Consider the following 15,794-nt stretch of genomic DNA (forward strand, 5'->3'; position numbering starts at 1 on the left):
ATATCAGATCATGATAAAAAGTTATTTAAAAGTAGCCTGGAGAAACTTAATGAAAAATAAGCTTTACTCCCTTGTAAATATCATTGGCTTAACTATTGGCATTGTTAGCTGCCTGTTGATAGGAATATACATCAAACATGAATTAGGCTACGATCATTTTAATAAAAATGCAGACAATATTGTACGCGTTAGCATGGAATATAATCATGGCGGCGCTTCGCAGAAAATGGCGGTTACAGGTACCAGGGTTGGTCCGCAGTTTAAAAGGATGTTCCCCGAAATAAGTGATTATGTAAGGCTGTACAAAAACTCCCAGATAGTTGGCTATCGCGACCTCTTGTTTAAAGAAGATAATTTCATATACGCAGAACCTTCACTTTTTAAAATATTTTCGTACAAACTGATCAAAGGTGATGTTAACGAAGCTTTAAACGCACCGGATAAGATCATCATCACACAATCTGCCGCTAAGAAATACTTTCATGACGAAGATCCTATGGGCAAGGTCCTGAAATCAGAAAATAAAAATTATATCGTGTCGGCAGTAGCGGCCGATGTGCCCTCCAATTCACAGATCAAATTTGATTTTATAATACCCTTCAACACCCTGAGGCAGGCAAAAAAGGAACAATATTATGGCGCTAACTACATCACTTACCTGTTGCTGAAAAATAAGGATCAAATGCGCTCCTTGCAGGAAAAGATAACTGCCTACATGAAAATTGTTGACAAAACCGAGTTGAATTTAACAGGGAGCCAGTTTGTAACTTTTTACCTGGAGCCTTTAACAAAGGTTCACTTATACTCCAACCTGCCCGGCGATCTGGCACCTGCAGGCAGCATTGTTTATATTTATATACTGATCATTGTAGCGGTGCTCATATTGGTTATAGCCTGTGTTAATTATGTAAACCTGGCCATTGCCCAATCGGCAGGGCGCGGTGCCGAAATCAGTATCCGCAAAGTGATGGGGGCTGGTAAACCACAGTTATTTACCCAATTTATAGGAGAAGCGTTACTGGTTACCCTTATAGGCATCTTACTGGCTATCGGTATTGCCTACATCGCTTTGCCTTATTTTAACCAGGTTGCGGGCATCCAGTTTAAATACTCCGTATTTTTTGACCCTATCATTATTTCCAGCCTCATCCTTTTAGCGCTGACCATTGGTTTAGCCGCTGGGGCATATCCTGCGCTGTTATTATCAAACATTAAGTTGTCAAAAATATTAAAGACCGGCTTTTCATTTACTTCGGGCAAAAGTATACGTAAACCGCTTATTGTTTTTCAGTTTGTTATCTCCATATTTCTGATCATCACCACCGTAATTATTTTACAGCAGCTTTCATACATCCGCAATAAGGATATCGGTTATAACAAAAGCAATATAGTGGTTTTGCCTACCGGCTATAATATGCAGCATATTGACGAACTTAAAAAAGAGATGAACAATATTCCTGGCGTCGAAAGTGTAGCCTCGGCCAATAACGAACCGGTAAATGTAATGTGGGGTGATGCCATACAAACCCCAGATGGTAAAAGCCTTACCGTAAATGCCCTGCCGATGGATGAGGATTTTATAAAAACCCTACAGCTTAAAATAATTGCCGGCAGCGGTTTTACTCAAACCGATGTTTTACAGATTGATACCACCAACAATTATAAGAATTTCCAATACGCGTTTATACTCAATGAATCGGCAGTAAAAGCTTTGGGATGGACACCCCAGCAGGCTATAGGAAAGCATATTGCGAAAGGAGAAGCAGGTGTTATCAAAGGTGTGGTAAAGGACTTTAATTTCAAATCGTTCCATACCCCTATCAGTCCTTTGATCTTATTTTTGGATCATTTTCAAACAGAGGCTTTATTTGCCCGGATAACCGGAAACAATACTTCCAATACCATTAAGGCCATACAAACATTGTGGAAACAACGCGTGCCTGACCGTCCGTTTGAATACAAATTTTTAGACGATGATTTTGATGCTTTATATCGAACAGAACAACAAACGGCAAAAGTATTTACCACTTTTTCTTTTTTAGCTATTTTACTTGCCTGCCTGGGACTGTTTGCTATTACCGCTTATTCGGTTGTTCAGCGTACTAAAGAGATCGGCATCAGAAAAGTACTGGGCGCCAATGTATCATCCATCATTCTACTCATTTCAAAAGACTTTTTACTCATGGTGATCATGGCCATGATCATTGCTTCGCCTATAGCCTGGTATATGTCATATAAATGGCTGCAGGATTTTGCCTATCGCATTAGTATTCATTGGTGGATATTTATTGCAGCCGGCGCCGCTTCATTAATAGTAGCAGCTATAACCGTAAGCGTACAGGCAGCTAAGGCCGCCATGGCCAATCCGGTAGATAGTTTGAAAAATGAATAAAAATTGGGGAGGCTTTAGCTTACTAAATCGTTATAGTCAGTAATTTTTTTGTTAAAAGGATAATTTCCGCCTATTGTGCTATGAAAATTTTTTTTATACTTGCGCCATCTATAAGGTAAGCATCCTGCTTACTTATTGTGATAAGGTTTAGGTTGAAAGTCCCCGGCGGCGAGCGCTTTGGGGACTTTCGTTTTTAAACACTTTTTCAAAGGTATTGCATACTTGCATTGCCAATATTATCTCAATATTAAGTTTTAAGTTATTTTAATTAACAAACCCAAGCATTAATAATGCCTTAAAGTGCCTACATTTGAATAAGCATCTTATATATTTACTGTTATACTAAACCTGCAATACCTATGAAGCTGGTCCAAAAAACATATCTTTTTTGCCTCCTTTTATTATTCATCCTGTTATTTAATTTACCGTCACAGGCACAATCGGGTCTTCAGCAGTTAGACGATCGTATCATGATCGATCTGCAAAATCAACGCACACCCGAGCAAACTGGCGTATTCATGTTTCTGTCCCGCACACATTTATACGGCGATATTGGCGTTCCGGTAGGCTTACTGGCAGCAGGCGTGATCAGTAACGACAAGCAAATGCGGCAAAACTCTTTATACGTAGCCAGCAGTACCCTATTATCAACTGGGCTCACCTATTTGATCAAACATATTGTTAAGCGGCCACGCCCATTTGTTCAGAATATTAATATTGTACCGATTTACCGGGCTGGTAGCACCTCCTTCCCATCGGGACACACCTCCAGCAGTTTTGCCACCGCCACGGCCTTATCCAGGGCTTATCCTAAATGGTATGTGATAGCTCCCGCGTTTTTGTGGGCAGGCTCGGTGAGCTATTCGCGCATGTACCTGGGAGTGCATTACCCCACCGACGTTGCGGCGGGTGCTGCCCTGGGCGTGGGATCAACTTTTATATTGCAATCATTAAAAAAATAATGTTTCGCCATAAGTTGTTTAACCATAAAGCAACAACCCAATCACCAGCTGCGTAGAAATACGGTATAAAAAAATCAGGTACTTATACGCTTACCCACTTCAGTGCCATCCTGTACATTTGTTATATAAAACTAAACACTACTATGGACGAGATTCAAACACTAAAATTTTTCTGGTTAAAATACGAGATCAGCGCCATCCGGAATATGATCAATAATTCTCCTGGCATTGATAGTTTTGTGTTCTCCTATTTTTTCGCCAGCACTACTGATGATAGTAAGCCACTGCAATTGATAGCATACGGACACATGTCGCCGGCTAATCAATACAGCAGTTATTACGATACGCTGGAGGACTATAACAATAACGCATTGGAGTTAAGTGGTCCGCTTATTATGAGCAACAACGTAATATCACTTGCCGATATGTTATTGCTTATTGATACTCCTGATCCAGATGGTGATAAACCAGATTACCTGGTGTTTATACCGGATGTTAACGATACTCGTCATGTGTATTATGATGTTGATCGTTATAAAAGGGCTGGCTCGGGTGATGTGATATTGCCGGGTGATCCGATAACCGATCCGATTAACACCAATCCATCCCCACCCGCAACTATTAATTAAACAACTGACCATATTCCCGAATGTTAAAAATATTTCAGATCGTTATTGATTGGTCAGAAGTTTGGGCGTTATTAATACCTATATCCTTATTACTAATTAGAAAACAGCCGGCTGTACTTAAGCCGGTTGTTTTTTACGTTTGGATAGCGCTGGTTATTAACCTGGCCATCGATATGACCTGGAAGTTCCGGACCATCTTACCTGCTGCGTACAACTCCAATAATTATCTGTATAACCTGCATTCGATCATACGTTTCTTTTTATTCAGCACATTTTTTATACGGCTGAAACAACCATTTTTAACAACTATAAAAAAAATCATTCCGTTTTGCTTTCTGGCTTTCGTGATCATCAATTTTTGTTTTTACGAAAACTTTTTTGATTACTGGAAATTGAGCAGTCGCCTGCTATCGGTAGAGGCCATTTTGCTTTTGTTTTACACGTTACAGTATTATTTATTTAAGATCAATGACAGCCCGGAGGTTAATGTTTTTAACTCCGATTTCTGGATAGTGACCGGTTTAGGTATTTATGTTACTATTAATTTCTTTATATTTCTTTTATACAACGAGTTAACTATACGCATGCAGCATTTCGCCATAAGCTTATGGAATGCTCATAATATTTCGTACATAATTTTCAACTTGTTTATAGCCAAAGGTTTTTATGAATCAAGGGAGCACTGATATTCGTTTGTTACTGGTAGTTGGGATTGCCGCCATGTTGATGCTTTTTATAAGCCTGCTACTCATTTTTATATTTACGCAACGCAAAAAACTGCAGTACCAAAATGAGCTGCAAGCCATGCAAAACGCACAGAAAAATCAGTTGATAGAGGCCGCCGTACGAAGTGAGGAGATTGAACGCCATCGTATTGCCGAAGAACTGCATGATGAGGTTGGTGCCATACTGGGTGCATCAAGCCTGCATTTTAACAGTGTTAGGATAGAAGACCCCGATGAAAGCAATCAAAGCCTCTATCAAAAAGGCAAGGATCTGCTTGATGAAGGGATCAACAAAATCAGGGGCCTTTCGCACAGCCTGCATTCCAGCATATTACAGGAGTTTGGTTTAAATGAGGCCATCAGTCACTTTTGCAGCAATATATCGCATGAATCGGTAATGGATGTCAGCGTAACCCTTGATAATAGCTACCCTACCCAGGTAGGGCGAAACGACATCAGTATTTATCGTATTGTACAGGAGTTTATTCATAATATAACCAAACATGCCAAGGCCACAAAAATATTTGTACGGTCCATCTATCTCAATAAAACATTGATGCTTACCATCACCCATAATGGTAAAGGCCTTACACAAACCCATTTTGAGGAATTACGGTTTAAAAAAGACGGACTTGGTTTAAAAAACATACAAAACCGGGTAATTTTACTAAAAGCCGATCTTAAATTTTCGCACCATGCCGGTGGATACGCCATTGACATCTCTGTTCCTATTGATTAATAATAAACCAATAGTTAATTATTAAATTAAATCTTTTTTTATAATTTATGAAAAAGGGGTATTCATACTATTCATTTTTTAATTCAAAAGCATAAACTATAGTATATACATAGCACATATAGCTTTTGGGAATATTTATTATTTTTTTTCATAAAAGTTTAATTATTTTTATGGCTCCAACCTAAATAATAATGCAAAAAATAAAAGTAGCTATAGCCGATGATTATGCCATATTTAGAGATGGGTTAAAAGTAGGGCTTAACCGGGATAAAAATCTGGAAGTAGTACTTGAAGCAGATAATGGCGAGGAATTATTACAACAGATAGAACTTATACAACCCGATGTTATTTTAATGGATCTGAAGATGCCCATTATGGATGGTATGGAGGCCACCAAACACATCCGGAAAAAATATGATAACATTAAAATATTAATAGTGACCATGTATGATGAGGCCAAATTCATTATACACCTGATGGAGAATGGCGCTAACGGCTACCTACTCAAAAACGCCGACCCCAAGGAGATCCGCAAAGCCATTTACTCGGTTCATGAGGATGGATATTACTTTAACGATATTGTAAACAAGGCCCTGTTAAAAAAGCTGGTTATCAAAGGCAATGTTAAACCATCATTTAACCAGGACATTGAATTTTCTGAACGTGAACTGGATGTTTTGAAAATGATATGTAACGAAAAAACCGCCACCGAAATTGGCTCCGAACTCTTTTTAAGTCCCCGCTCTGTAGAAGGCATCAGGCAGCGCATTATTGAAAAGGTGGGTGTACGCAACACTGCCGGCCTGGTGATGTTTGCCGTTAAAAACGGGGTGATATAAGCCCCCTCCTCATTCCACAATTTTTATAATAAAATACATTTAAGCGGTTATGATCCTTTAACCGACCTAATCTATCTGCATTTTTTGTCTTCATTTCCCCTCTTTTATACTACTTATTCTATAGTTATTAAGGAACATTTTTCATTCAAAAAAGCCTCCCGGCGCAAAATAAACAACTAACTGCAATACAAGCAATTGCGTACAATTCCTGATACTACGTGAAAATACCCGATATCAGGAATAGGTATTTATACTGTGGCAAAGCGCGCAACCTCTCCCGTACTTTATGTTGTGCAATGAAGCTTCAATGAAGGCACAAAAACAAAAATTTATTTACATCTAATCAAAAAAAACAAGAGAATGGCAAAGTTAAGTTTAACCCATGCAGAATTAGCTGCATTAGACGCGCTGATCGCTGAATTAAAAGGCGATAACAAAACTGTAGAAGCAGAAGTTGATTCAGCTGCATTTATCACTGCTATAGCTAAAACAGCTATTGCAGTTACTAAAGTAACTCTTAAAGCAACCCCGGTTGTTACTGATCTTACTGATGTAGCTGTCGCTGCTCTTTTAGGCAAAGAAGCCCATGACGAAACCAGCAAAGCGCTTCGCGCTCATGCAAAAGAAGGCGTGTCGCTGGAGCAGCTGATCGAGCTTCGTAAAAAATTCAATTAATTAAAAACCTATCAGGGAGAGCATCGGCCAATGCTCTCCTTGCTTTAATAACCAAAAAATTAAAATTATGATGGCAAAATTAGATGCAACTGTTGCTTATGAGATCATAGTAACAGTTTTCCTGGCCTTTTGGTTTTTGATAACCATCGTTTGCCAGTTCAGAAATACCCTGTTATCCAACTTTTTTAAACACAAGGTAGATATATTCGGTCTGATCCCCTTGTGGACATTTTTTGCACCTCATCCTGGCAAAAGAGATTACCATCTTTTGTATCGCGATAAAATAACCGAAGATGATTTTAGCGACTGGCATGAGTTGGATATTACCGAGGAACGCACCTTCTGGTCCTGGTTATGGAACCCCGAAAAGCGTGACAAAAAAATATTATCAGATGTAGTGCAAAGCCTGGTAACCATGATCCCGGCTTATCGCAAAGAGGAATTAAGCATGAACCTGCTCATGTTCTCGATGCCCTATATCATCGTACTGCACGCTGTTAGTCAGTGCAAAAAAGAATCTGAGGATGTTTATCGCCAGTTTATGCTGGCCGAAACATCGGGCTATCAAAAAACAGCCGAACCTGCATTGGTATTACTATCCACCTTTCATCAAATATAAACAGCCATGATATCATTTAACAATACTACACAGCTTATACTCCTTATCCTGAGCGTTGGCATATTTATATCGGCCATGGAGTATATCAAAAAGATCCAAGTGTTTTCATCCAGTGGCCTGCTTTCCTGGAACGTAATGCAGCTTAGATGGAACAACCAGGATAAAAAACCATTATTAAAACCGCTTTCTAAATTATTTAATGAACGCGGCCTGGCTACCTTATTTATCATCCGTTGCGCGCTCATTATTTCACTATTATTTTTCCCGTTGCAATCTACAATGGGTTGGGTATTGGTAAGCCTGTTAGGCATTAGCCTGTTAACCAGCTCGCTGGTTACCCATTATGGCAGCGACGGATCTGACCAGATGACCATGCTTATTATCATTACCCTGGTTATCTGCTATCTGCCAGGCCTGGTAAGTCCTAAACTGGCCGAAATCGGCCTGTGGTTTATCGGCCTGCAAGCCTGCCTGTCATACGCTGTGGCCGGTATAGCCAAACTGGTATCGTCTGAGTGGCGTGGGGGAACTGCTGTTAAGGATGTATTTTCCACTAAAACTTACGGATCGAAAAAGGCAACCCTATTTCTTCAAAAATATCCTGCCGCCAATGGTTTTCTGTGCTGGAATGTGATGATCATGGAAACCCTGTTTCCGTTATGTTTGTTTTTACCCTGGCCCTACGCTATGATCTTCCTGATCTGGGGTTTTACATTTCATTTTTTAACGGCGCTTATCATGGGTCTGAATTCCTTTTTCTGGGCGTTCATGGCTACTTATCCGGCGCTTTACTTTATCAATCATCAAATGCCATGGCACCTGTTTTAGATTACAGCAAGGACATTATCCTGTTTGATGGGGTGTGCAATTTCTGCAACCGCTATATCAACTATGTGATAGAACATGACAAGGCCGATAGGTTTGCTTTTGCTCCGCTGCAAAGCCATACTGCTACACGTATGGAAGCCCGGTTCCAAACAGATTTTAAAGAGCTGAACAGCGTGGTAGTTATCCATGGCGATGAAGTATACACCCACTCTAGCGCTGTAATTCATATAGTAAAAAACCTGTCTACCGTTTGGTTACCGCTGGCTTATTTAGCCTATCTCGTACCGCCTTTTATCCGGAACAGGCTCTACACCGCCTTCGCCCATAAACGGTATACATTGTTCGGCCAATCGGAAACTTGCATGGTACCTTCTGTACAAGTCAGAAACAAATTTCTAAGCTAATCCACTATTCAAAATAAAATCTATCAAAACCATTTTTAATCATGAAAAATCAAAAACTTAGCGCTACGATACCACCAAGCGCACTTCAGTATGGGCTTTTTGTACAAGCAGCAATTGACGTTTATACGCTTTATCCAACGGAACTGAGCCCTACCCAGGATCAATACCCAAGCTTTCCAAGCGGGTATACCTTATTGGCCAACATCCAGATGAACGATTTTTTTGGAACCGATAAAACCACTGCTTATTTTGGTTTTATAGCCGTTGATAATGCTAACCCCACAAGCATTGTTGTTGCTATCCGCGGAACTAAAAGCATCATGGAATGGTGGGACGATTTCCAGGTTTCTTCTACACCCTGCCCATTTGCACCAAACTCGGGTAAAGTAGAAAGCGGCTTTTTAGAACTGTATAACAGTCTCCACATTTCGAACCCCGGAAGTACCGGCAACACCATTGCCCTTAGAGAAACCGTATTCACAGGTTTAAAAAGCGAATTTGACCTGGGTCAATACAAACAGGTAACCATGGTTGGCCACAGCCTGGGATCGAGCCTGGTAACTTTATATGGCCTGGACATGGCGGCCCAAAACAGCAGCAAGGAAGTAATTATTTATACCCTCGCCTCGCCATGCACCGGTGATCAGGATTTTGTTAATTATTACAATACCATTATCCATGAAAGCTACCGCATTTACAACGAACCTGATATCGTTCCTAAATCGCTTTTATTACTGGGTTACAGCCACGTTCCGGTAGGCATTGAGGTGAACTCTCTGTTAGATCCATGGATAAAGCAAACCATAGGATGCTTTCATTCACTGGGCACCTATTTATACCTGTTGGGTGGTCAGTCAAGCCTTGTTGGTTCTCTCTGCACGGTTACTACACCGAAATAACTATACTAATAACGTAATAGCACAAAATTCCAACCATGAAAAATCAAAAATTTGGTGTTATGCCCCCATCCGCGTTGGATTATGGGTATTTTGTAAAAGCGGCTTACGACGTTTATAATGCGTTACCCGATGTATTGAGTCCTACACAGGATCAATACCCGGAATTTCCAAGCGGCTATCGTTTGCTTTTCAACATTCAGATGAGCAATTTCTTTGGACCGATCTTAAAACCGGTTTATTTCGGATTTGCAGCTATTGACCTGTCGAACCCTTCCAGTATCGTTATCGCCATCCGCGGCACCGTAGGCTGGATGGAGTGGTGGGATAACCTGCATGCCTATCCGGTGCCATGTCCGTTTGCACCTAACTCAGGTAATGTTGTAGCAGGCTTTTTAGATCTGTATAACAGCCTTAAGATCCTGGCACCCGGAGTATCGTCGTTCGATAATGCTATTGCCCTGAGCGAAACCGTAGTTCCGGGTTTGAAAAGCGTATTTAACCTGGATAATTATACCCAGGTAACCGTAGCCGGACATAGTTTGGGAGCAAGCCTGACAACTTTATATGGTTTGCATATGGCGGCCACCAACAGCAAACGGTCGGTTGTTATTTATACCTACGCTTCACCATGTACCGGCAATGCCGATTTTGTTAATTATTACAATACCGTTATTTCCGAGAGTTACCGCATCTATAACGAACCCGACGTAGTGCCTAAAATTTTGTTATGGCTGGGATATAGCGCGGTACCCGTGGGTTTTGAACTTAACTCCCTGCTTGACCCTAACGTAAAACAATCCATAGGGTGCTACCATTACCTCACCACTTACCTGTACTTATTAGGTGCGCCGGCCAGCATTCTGGGTACCTGCGCAACAACCTAAGCCCTTAATTTCTATTATATATACCTACCCGTGAAAAGCAAAAGCCCGTAAATGGAAACATTTAGGGGCTTTGTTATTAACACACAATTCATGATGGCTTAAACGTGAGTTTGCAGTATAATGCTATTATTAGATCAAAAAAATGCGTATCTCTTTTCCTAAAAAAATGTTCCAGCATTTTTATACCTGTCCGCTTGAGCAACTGGAAGAAGAGCTATCCCGCTCATCTATCCGGATGAAGTTACAGGACAGCCCCAAAACCGACGAAGACCGTGCTCTGTATCAAAATGAGCTGGACCGCCTGAGCGTACTAAAATACATCAACCAGTTGCGTAAGGGTAAATTAAGTCGGGAAGATTTTGGACTGAAGGTAGAACTGGCCGATACCCCGGCATAAAAAATTTAAAACACTTCCGTTTTGTACAATTTCGTAAGCTCCATTCTTCATTTATTTGTACTGCTTATTTAAAAGTTAACTGAATGTAATAAGGTATGTATTTAACTGTCAAAAAGTTATTTTTCTTAACTTTATGTAGATAAATCATACTTCGGGATACGTTGCAATAGAACAACAGATGATATTTAAAGAATTTGCACCGAGCGAGCGGCTTAAGCCTTATATCAAATGCTTGTATTTTTACGAGTCGGGCTCGGCTGTGAACTATGATGATATTGTATTCCCCAGTGGCAATACAGAAATAATTTTTAACCTGGGACAAGGCCATTGGCAGGCTAAAAAGGATGGCGCTTTTTATACCACCCCTCTTATCGAGCTCTGGGGGCAGATCACCAAACCACTATCCATTAAATCAATAGGCGAAAACACGATGATGGGCGTACGGTTCTACCCACATTCGGCAGCTTATTTTTTTAATGAAAGCTTGACTGAATTTAACAACGAGGTTGTTGATGCCGCCGATCTGATGGGCGCATCGTTAAAAACCTTGCATGCCCGCTTGCTGGATATCAACGATCTGGACAAAAGAATAGCCTTGATTGAAGATTATCTATGGAGCAGATTAGTACTATTTGAGAAAAATCACCGCAAGATCAACTTCATTGGTCAGATTGTACACAGTTTATATAACAACAACTCAGGCAACGAAAAAATAGAAGCTATCTCAATTCGTAACAATATATCGGCACGTTATCTCAATATGTTGTTTTCGCAATATACCGGACTACCACCTAAATTATTCTGTAAAATAAACCGCTTTCAGCACAGCCTGAACCTGGTAAATACCAACGGACAGAACCTTACCAACATCGCGTATGAGTCTGGTTATTTTGACCAGTCGCATTTTATCAGGGAGTTTAAGTCGTTTACGGGCATAACACCCAATTCTTTTAATACCCAGGCATCTCCCATAAACCAGGTGCTGGCCGGCAATTAATCTTCTATTATTTGCTATTCTGCTAACTTGTTCAATTATCGAAATTGAGCTCACTTTACCTACATTTTCAAATTGCTGATCAATAAAATTAATCATTGCCGATTTGTACAATTTCCTGAAATCCGGGTGGTATAATTTTGTATCAACAAATAAAAATCAGCAAAAATGAAATCAGCAAAAACACCTGAAGAGGTACACACAGCATTGGCAAATGCATTTAACACCGGAGATGTAAACACCGTATTGAGTATGTATGATGTTACCGGTATTATTGTTCCTGAACCCGGTAAACCCGTTTCCGGAAAGGAAAACTTTGAAGAAGCCATCAAAGGCATATTATCTATCAAAGGCAAAATGGATATTAAAACCGTTTACTGTATTCAGACAGGCGATATGGCTTTAGGTCGGTCTGAATGGAGCATTACCGACAATGGCGAAGTTAAAATAAGCGCCAAAGGAATTGAGGTAATGAAACAACAGGCCGATGGCAGCTGGAAGGTTTTGTTCGACCACGCGTTTGGCGCAGAGGCAGATCTTGTCGCCTAATATCAGCAACAACACAAAGGGCCGGCGAATTTGCCGGCCCTTTGTGTTTAAAAAATTGGGGACTTCCGTTTTGTACAATTTCTGGATAGCTCGCTAACCTAACTTTGTATCAACAATAAAAAATAAGATCATGAACAATAAATTTGAAGCGTTCTTAGCACTACATCAGCAAGCAGAACCATTACTCATAGGCAATGCCTGGAATGTGCAGAGTGCCAAAGTATTCGAGCAGAAAAATTTTAAAGCCATAGCCACATCCAGTCTTTCCGTAGCGGAAACTTTGGGCTATGAGGACGGGCAGGATATGATCCTGGAGGATTACCTGTTTGTAGTTAAACGTATCGCGGCATCGGTATCCATCCCTTTCTCAGTCGACCTGGAAGGTGGTTATGGCGATACTCCTGAGCAAATAGCCGATAACATTATTCAGTTATACCATTTGGGCGTATCGGGTATCAACATAGAGGATTCGGTTGTAGCTAAGGGACAACGGAGTATTGAGAGCGCCGAGATCTTTGCAGAAAAACTTCGCCGGATATGTCAACTCTTAGATGCAGAAAACATAAAGATATTCATCAATGTGCGGTCCGATTCCTTCTTGCTTGGTTTACCCAATGCATTGGAAGATGCGCTTAGCCGGATAAGTCTCTATCAACATACAGGCGTGCATGGTTTATTTTTCCCCTGCGTGAGCGAAGTATCCGATATGCAAAAGCTTACCCAAAGCTCAAAATTGCCCATCAATGTGATGTGCGTACCCGGCTTACCCAATTTTAAGGAATTACAAAACGCCGGTATAAAAAGAATCAGCATAGGTCCTTTTTTGAACAAAGCTATTTACCAGAAAATGGGGGCTTCTATAGATCAAATGAATGAGGAAGGCAGCTTTGACAGTCTTTTTTAAACTATGCTTAAAAGATGGATTGAAGCATAATCCTTGAACAGGCGGACCATTTTGTTAAAAAGTGGGTTTACATGGTTTACACTTTTTATGGTTAACATCAACTTATTTAATTGATAATCAAGTAAATATAATAAAAAACAGTAAATTTATGTAAACCGACTTATCCGCTCATTTAAACGCCTGGTGCAAAAATATTACTCAGGGCAAACGTATCTCCATGGAGATACGTTTGCCCTGAGACAGTAAAGGATAAGCCCTAATTCATGTAATATAAGGACAAAGACAGCAGCACAAAGTAACCCACATCTGATTGTGCAAACTGACCTTTCAGGTTTTTGAGGGCGGCAACCAGGTGGTTTTTTACCGTGTTCCTGGAAATCTTTAAGCGTTCTGCTATCTGTTCATAGGAAAGGCCCTCTTCCCTACTCAGTCGAAAAACCAATTGTTGTTGCGGAGGCAGATTGTTCAATGCCGATGCCGCAAATTCCTGCAAACTATTTAAAATAACCTGTTCCTCGGCCTCATTGTGTAATTCGGTTATCGATGCCCACAAACGTTCCAGGCCCTCTTTTGAAGCCGCTGTTTTTTTCATGGAGTTAAGCGTTAACCGCCTGCCAATGGTAAACAGGTATGGCCCTATCGGGTACTCTTCTTTTAGCTTTTCGCGATTTATCCAAAGATTTAAAAACGACTCCTGTACCATCTCTTCACTTTGTTCCTTACTCTTTAAAAAACGGTAGGTAAAATTATAAAGCCGTTTACCGTATATATCATACAATTCGCGAAAAGCGGCCTGATCTGAATTTTTCAGACGGATTACATAGTTCGCGGCAGGGGTCTCGAGTAGCTTCACAAAATGGGGTTGATGGGTCTACAATAGATCAAATCTAAAAAATATTAACAATAAACAATATATAATAAAAACGGCTTTTTTACCTAATGTAAAACGTTTTTCCTTTACGCTATAGATTTGGGCATAACAACAATAAATAAAAAAATATTTTTTTGAAACTGCACTAGCCCTAAAGCAGATTCGGGTTGTATTACGCAATATATTACCTCTCTGATATCAACCATTCATATGACTAAGGATAGCATCAATAACCTGCTTAAACAATATCTCGATAACACCATCACTAAAAATGATCTGGAGCAGTTGATGCATTATATTTCCCGGGCTTCGGCTGATGAAGAGCTGCATCAGTTAATGAAAGCGCAATGGGAGTTGGAGGAAAGTGGTCATTCATTTGATGACCTGCAAAGCGAGCTGCTGTATCAAAAAATAATAACTGATCCAAGATTTGGCGACAGCGAAACCACAGCTCCTAAACCTGTTTTTCCGTTCAGGCGGTTTATTTCTATTGCCGCCGGTTTATTACTTTTTTTAGGGATAGGCTTTATTGCCTACCGGTATTTAAAAACACCCGCTCCCCCACCAGAGATCGTTTACGAGGAAAAAACAGTCCCCTTCGGTCAAAAGATACAGATGCAATTGACTGACGGCACCGTTGTCTGGATCAACTCCGGTAGCAAATTGAAATTTCCAACAAAATTCAGCGGGGCAAAAAGAGAACTGTACCTGGAAGGCGAAGCTTATTTTGATGTAGCCCATGACGCTTCAAGGCCATTCATTATACATACCGGTAAAGTGGCTACTCAGGTATTGGGAACCGCATTTGATATTAAAGCTTACGGCCCCAGCGAGTTTGATGTAACCGTAACCCGGGGAAAGGTAAGCGTTGGATTGATAGATCAGCAACTGGGTGTATTAACATCTGAGCAGGGCTTAAGCTATAACAGCATCAGTAAGCTATCAAAGAGATACCCGGTAACGCTCGCAAAATTAAGATGGATGTATGGCGATCTCATTTTTGATAATATGAAGATGGCAGACGCGGCAGAAACACTGGAAAGATGGTACGATGTTAAAATAACCATCACCGACCCACAGATCTGGTCGCGCCGGTTCAGTGCTTCATTTTTAAAGCACGAACATATTGGCCAGGTATTAAATGTGCTGAGCGAGATAGCGCATTTTAGCTATAAGCAACAAGGCAAAAGCTTTACTATTCAAAAGCATTAATAATCAACAATTAAATAATAACCCATTAACCTAAATAGCAGAAAAACATGAAAAAAACCTAACTCTCCCCAAAGCTGTCGGTTACCGATGGCACCCCTTCATTAAAAAACCGCTGTGGCGCCAACCACAACGGCTTTGTTTGATAGCAGAGCTGATATCTCTGCTTATCTGATTGAGTTTAAACAAGTTTGTGAACCGCTTAAATCAAAGTAAAATTATGAAATTTTTACTGTTAAAATTCTTTTCTCCTCCCAAGGGGGATTCTTTACCAA

At 40.4% G+C, this 15,794-nt stretch carries 18 protein-coding genes; 17 read left to right on the top strand and 1 reads right to left on the bottom strand.

Going from position 1 to position 15,794, the window contains the following annotated elements:
- Positions 1 to 10: 10 nt before the first annotated feature.
- From AC57BQ_RS13530 to AC57BQ_RS13605, 16 genes are all read left to right on the top strand, one after another.
- Entirely contained in the window at positions 11 to 2,392 is a 2,382-nt protein-coding gene (locus AC57BQ_RS13530; RefSeq protein WP_496406776.1) for an ABC transporter permease, read from the top strand.
- A gap of 359 nt (positions 2,393 to 2,751) precedes the next feature.
- The gene (locus tag AC57BQ_RS13535) at positions 2,752 to 3,354 is read left to right on the top strand and encodes a phosphatase PAP2 family protein (RefSeq protein WP_496406777.1); all 603 of its coding nucleotides are present in this window, start codon (positions 2,752 to 2,754) and stop codon (positions 3,352 to 3,354) included.
- 143 nt (positions 3,355 to 3,497) lie between these two features.
- The gene (locus tag AC57BQ_RS13540) at positions 3,498 to 3,983 is read left to right on the top strand and encodes a hypothetical protein (protein ID WP_496406778.1); all 486 of its coding nucleotides are present in this window, start codon (positions 3,498 to 3,500) and stop codon (positions 3,981 to 3,983) included.
- 20 nt (positions 3,984 to 4,003) lie between these two features.
- Positions 4,004 to 4,669, top strand: coding sequence for a hypothetical protein (locus tag AC57BQ_RS13545; protein WP_496406779.1), 666 nt, complete (start codon positions 4,004 to 4,006; stop codon positions 4,667 to 4,669).
- Positions 4,650 to 5,447 carry a sensor histidine kinase gene (locus AC57BQ_RS13550; RefSeq protein ID WP_496406780.1) on the top strand — a complete coding sequence of 266 codons (798 nt, stop codon included), beginning with the start codon at positions 4,650 to 4,652 and terminating at the stop codon, positions 5,445 to 5,447. Before AC57BQ_RS13545 ends, AC57BQ_RS13550 begins: the two co-directional genes overlap by 20 nt.
- A gap of 191 nt (positions 5,448 to 5,638) precedes the next feature.
- Positions 5,639 to 6,286, top strand: a complete 648-nt coding sequence (locus AC57BQ_RS13555) for a response regulator (protein ID WP_496406781.1) — start codon at positions 5,639 to 5,641, stop codon at positions 6,284 to 6,286.
- A gap of 360 nt (positions 6,287 to 6,646) precedes the next feature.
- Complete coding sequence (locus AC57BQ_RS13560; RefSeq protein ID WP_496406782.1) at positions 6,647 to 6,961, top strand: hypothetical protein; 315 nt, start codon at positions 6,647 to 6,649, stop codon at positions 6,959 to 6,961.
- Between the two features lie 67 nt (positions 6,962 to 7,028).
- Positions 7,029 to 7,580, top strand: a complete 552-nt coding sequence (locus AC57BQ_RS13565) for a hypothetical protein (protein ID WP_496406783.1) — start codon at positions 7,029 to 7,031, stop codon at positions 7,578 to 7,580.
- Between the two features lie 6 nt (positions 7,581 to 7,586).
- On the top strand, positions 7,587 to 8,408 hold the full coding sequence (locus AC57BQ_RS13570) for an HTTM domain-containing protein (RefSeq protein WP_496406784.1): 822 nt from the start codon (positions 7,587 to 7,589) through the stop codon (positions 8,406 to 8,408).
- On the top strand, positions 8,393 to 8,812 hold the full coding sequence (locus AC57BQ_RS13575; RefSeq protein WP_496406785.1) for a thiol-disulfide oxidoreductase DCC family protein: 420 nt from the start codon (positions 8,393 to 8,395) through the stop codon (positions 8,810 to 8,812). Before AC57BQ_RS13570 ends, AC57BQ_RS13575 begins: the two co-directional genes overlap by 16 nt.
- Before the next feature lie 41 nt (positions 8,813 to 8,853).
- Complete coding sequence (locus tag AC57BQ_RS13580; protein WP_496406786.1) at positions 8,854 to 9,711, top strand: lipase family protein; 858 nt, start codon at positions 8,854 to 8,856, stop codon at positions 9,709 to 9,711.
- Positions 9,712 to 9,746: 35 nt separating this feature from the next.
- On the top strand, positions 9,747 to 10,595 hold the full coding sequence (locus tag AC57BQ_RS13585; RefSeq protein ID WP_496406787.1) for a lipase family protein: 849 nt from the start codon (positions 9,747 to 9,749) through the stop codon (positions 10,593 to 10,595).
- A gap of 166 nt (positions 10,596 to 10,761) precedes the next feature.
- Positions 10,762 to 10,992, top strand: coding sequence for a hypothetical protein (locus tag AC57BQ_RS13590; protein ID WP_496406788.1), 231 nt, complete (start codon positions 10,762 to 10,764; stop codon positions 10,990 to 10,992).
- Between the two features lie 178 nt (positions 10,993 to 11,170).
- A complete protein-coding gene (locus AC57BQ_RS13595; RefSeq protein WP_496406789.1) occupies positions 11,171 to 11,989 on the top strand; it encodes a DUF6597 domain-containing transcriptional factor in 819 nt (272 codons plus the stop codon).
- A gap of 165 nt (positions 11,990 to 12,154) precedes the next feature.
- Positions 12,155 to 12,535, top strand: coding sequence for a YybH family protein (locus AC57BQ_RS13600; protein ID WP_496406790.1), 381 nt, complete (start codon positions 12,155 to 12,157; stop codon positions 12,533 to 12,535).
- Positions 12,536 to 12,665: 130 nt separating this feature from the next.
- A complete protein-coding gene (locus tag AC57BQ_RS13605) occupies positions 12,666 to 13,439 on the top strand; it encodes an isocitrate lyase/PEP mutase family protein (RefSeq protein WP_496406791.1) in 774 nt (257 codons plus the stop codon).
- A gap of 256 nt (positions 13,440 to 13,695) precedes the next feature.
- On the opposite strand, the gene AC57BQ_RS13610 is transcribed toward AC57BQ_RS13605, so the two are convergent.
- Positions 13,696 to 14,292 (bottom strand): RNA polymerase sigma factor, encoded by a 597-nt coding sequence (locus tag AC57BQ_RS13610; protein ID WP_496406792.1) that lies wholly within the window; start codon positions 14,290 to 14,292, stop codon positions 13,696 to 13,698.
- A 228-nt stretch (positions 14,293 to 14,520) separates the two neighbouring features.
- Here AC57BQ_RS13610 and AC57BQ_RS13615 point away from each other — a divergent pair, with 228 nt between their 5' ends.
- Positions 14,521 to 15,522, top strand: coding sequence for a FecR family protein (locus AC57BQ_RS13615; protein WP_496406793.1), 1,002 nt, complete (start codon positions 14,521 to 14,523; stop codon positions 15,520 to 15,522).
- Positions 15,523 to 15,794 lie beyond the last annotated feature (272 nt).

Source organism: Mucilaginibacter sp. BGA-UO-ETr-C110 (genome assembly GCF_059567985.1).

Coding starts and splice junctions, on each gene's coding strand:
- AC57BQ_RS13530 (WP_496406776.1), top strand. CDS start 11: ATGATAAAAAGTTATTTAAAAGTAGCCTGGAGAAACTTAATGAAAAAT.
- AC57BQ_RS13535 (WP_496406777.1), top strand. CDS start 2,752: ATGAAGCTGGTCCAAAAAACATATCTTTTTTGCCTCCTTTTATTATTC.
- AC57BQ_RS13540 (WP_496406778.1), top strand. CDS start 3,498: ATGGACGAGATTCAAACACTAAAATTTTTCTGGTTAAAATACGAGATC.
- AC57BQ_RS13545 (WP_496406779.1), top strand. CDS start 4,004: ATGTTAAAAATATTTCAGATCGTTATTGATTGGTCAGAAGTTTGGGCG.
- AC57BQ_RS13550 (WP_496406780.1), top strand. CDS start 4,650: ATGAATCAAGGGAGCACTGATATTCGTTTGTTACTGGTAGTTGGGATT.
- AC57BQ_RS13555 (WP_496406781.1), top strand. CDS start 5,639: ATGCAAAAAATAAAAGTAGCTATAGCCGATGATTATGCCATATTTAGA.
- AC57BQ_RS13560 (WP_496406782.1), top strand. CDS start 6,647: ATGGCAAAGTTAAGTTTAACCCATGCAGAATTAGCTGCATTAGACGCG.
- AC57BQ_RS13565 (WP_496406783.1), top strand. CDS start 7,029: ATGATGGCAAAATTAGATGCAACTGTTGCTTATGAGATCATAGTAACA.
- AC57BQ_RS13570 (WP_496406784.1), top strand. CDS start 7,587: ATGATATCATTTAACAATACTACACAGCTTATACTCCTTATCCTGAGC.
- AC57BQ_RS13575 (WP_496406785.1), top strand. CDS start 8,393: ATGGCACCTGTTTTAGATTACAGCAAGGACATTATCCTGTTTGATGGG.
- AC57BQ_RS13580 (WP_496406786.1), top strand. CDS start 8,854: ATGAAAAATCAAAAACTTAGCGCTACGATACCACCAAGCGCACTTCAG.
- AC57BQ_RS13585 (WP_496406787.1), top strand. CDS start 9,747: ATGAAAAATCAAAAATTTGGTGTTATGCCCCCATCCGCGTTGGATTAT.
- AC57BQ_RS13590 (WP_496406788.1), top strand. CDS start 10,762: ATGTTCCAGCATTTTTATACCTGTCCGCTTGAGCAACTGGAAGAAGAG.
- AC57BQ_RS13595 (WP_496406789.1), top strand. CDS start 11,171: ATGATATTTAAAGAATTTGCACCGAGCGAGCGGCTTAAGCCTTATATC.
- AC57BQ_RS13600 (WP_496406790.1), top strand. CDS start 12,155: ATGAAATCAGCAAAAACACCTGAAGAGGTACACACAGCATTGGCAAAT.
- AC57BQ_RS13605 (WP_496406791.1), top strand. CDS start 12,666: ATGAACAATAAATTTGAAGCGTTCTTAGCACTACATCAGCAAGCAGAA.
- AC57BQ_RS13615 (WP_496406793.1), top strand. CDS start 14,521: ATGACTAAGGATAGCATCAATAACCTGCTTAAACAATATCTCGATAAC.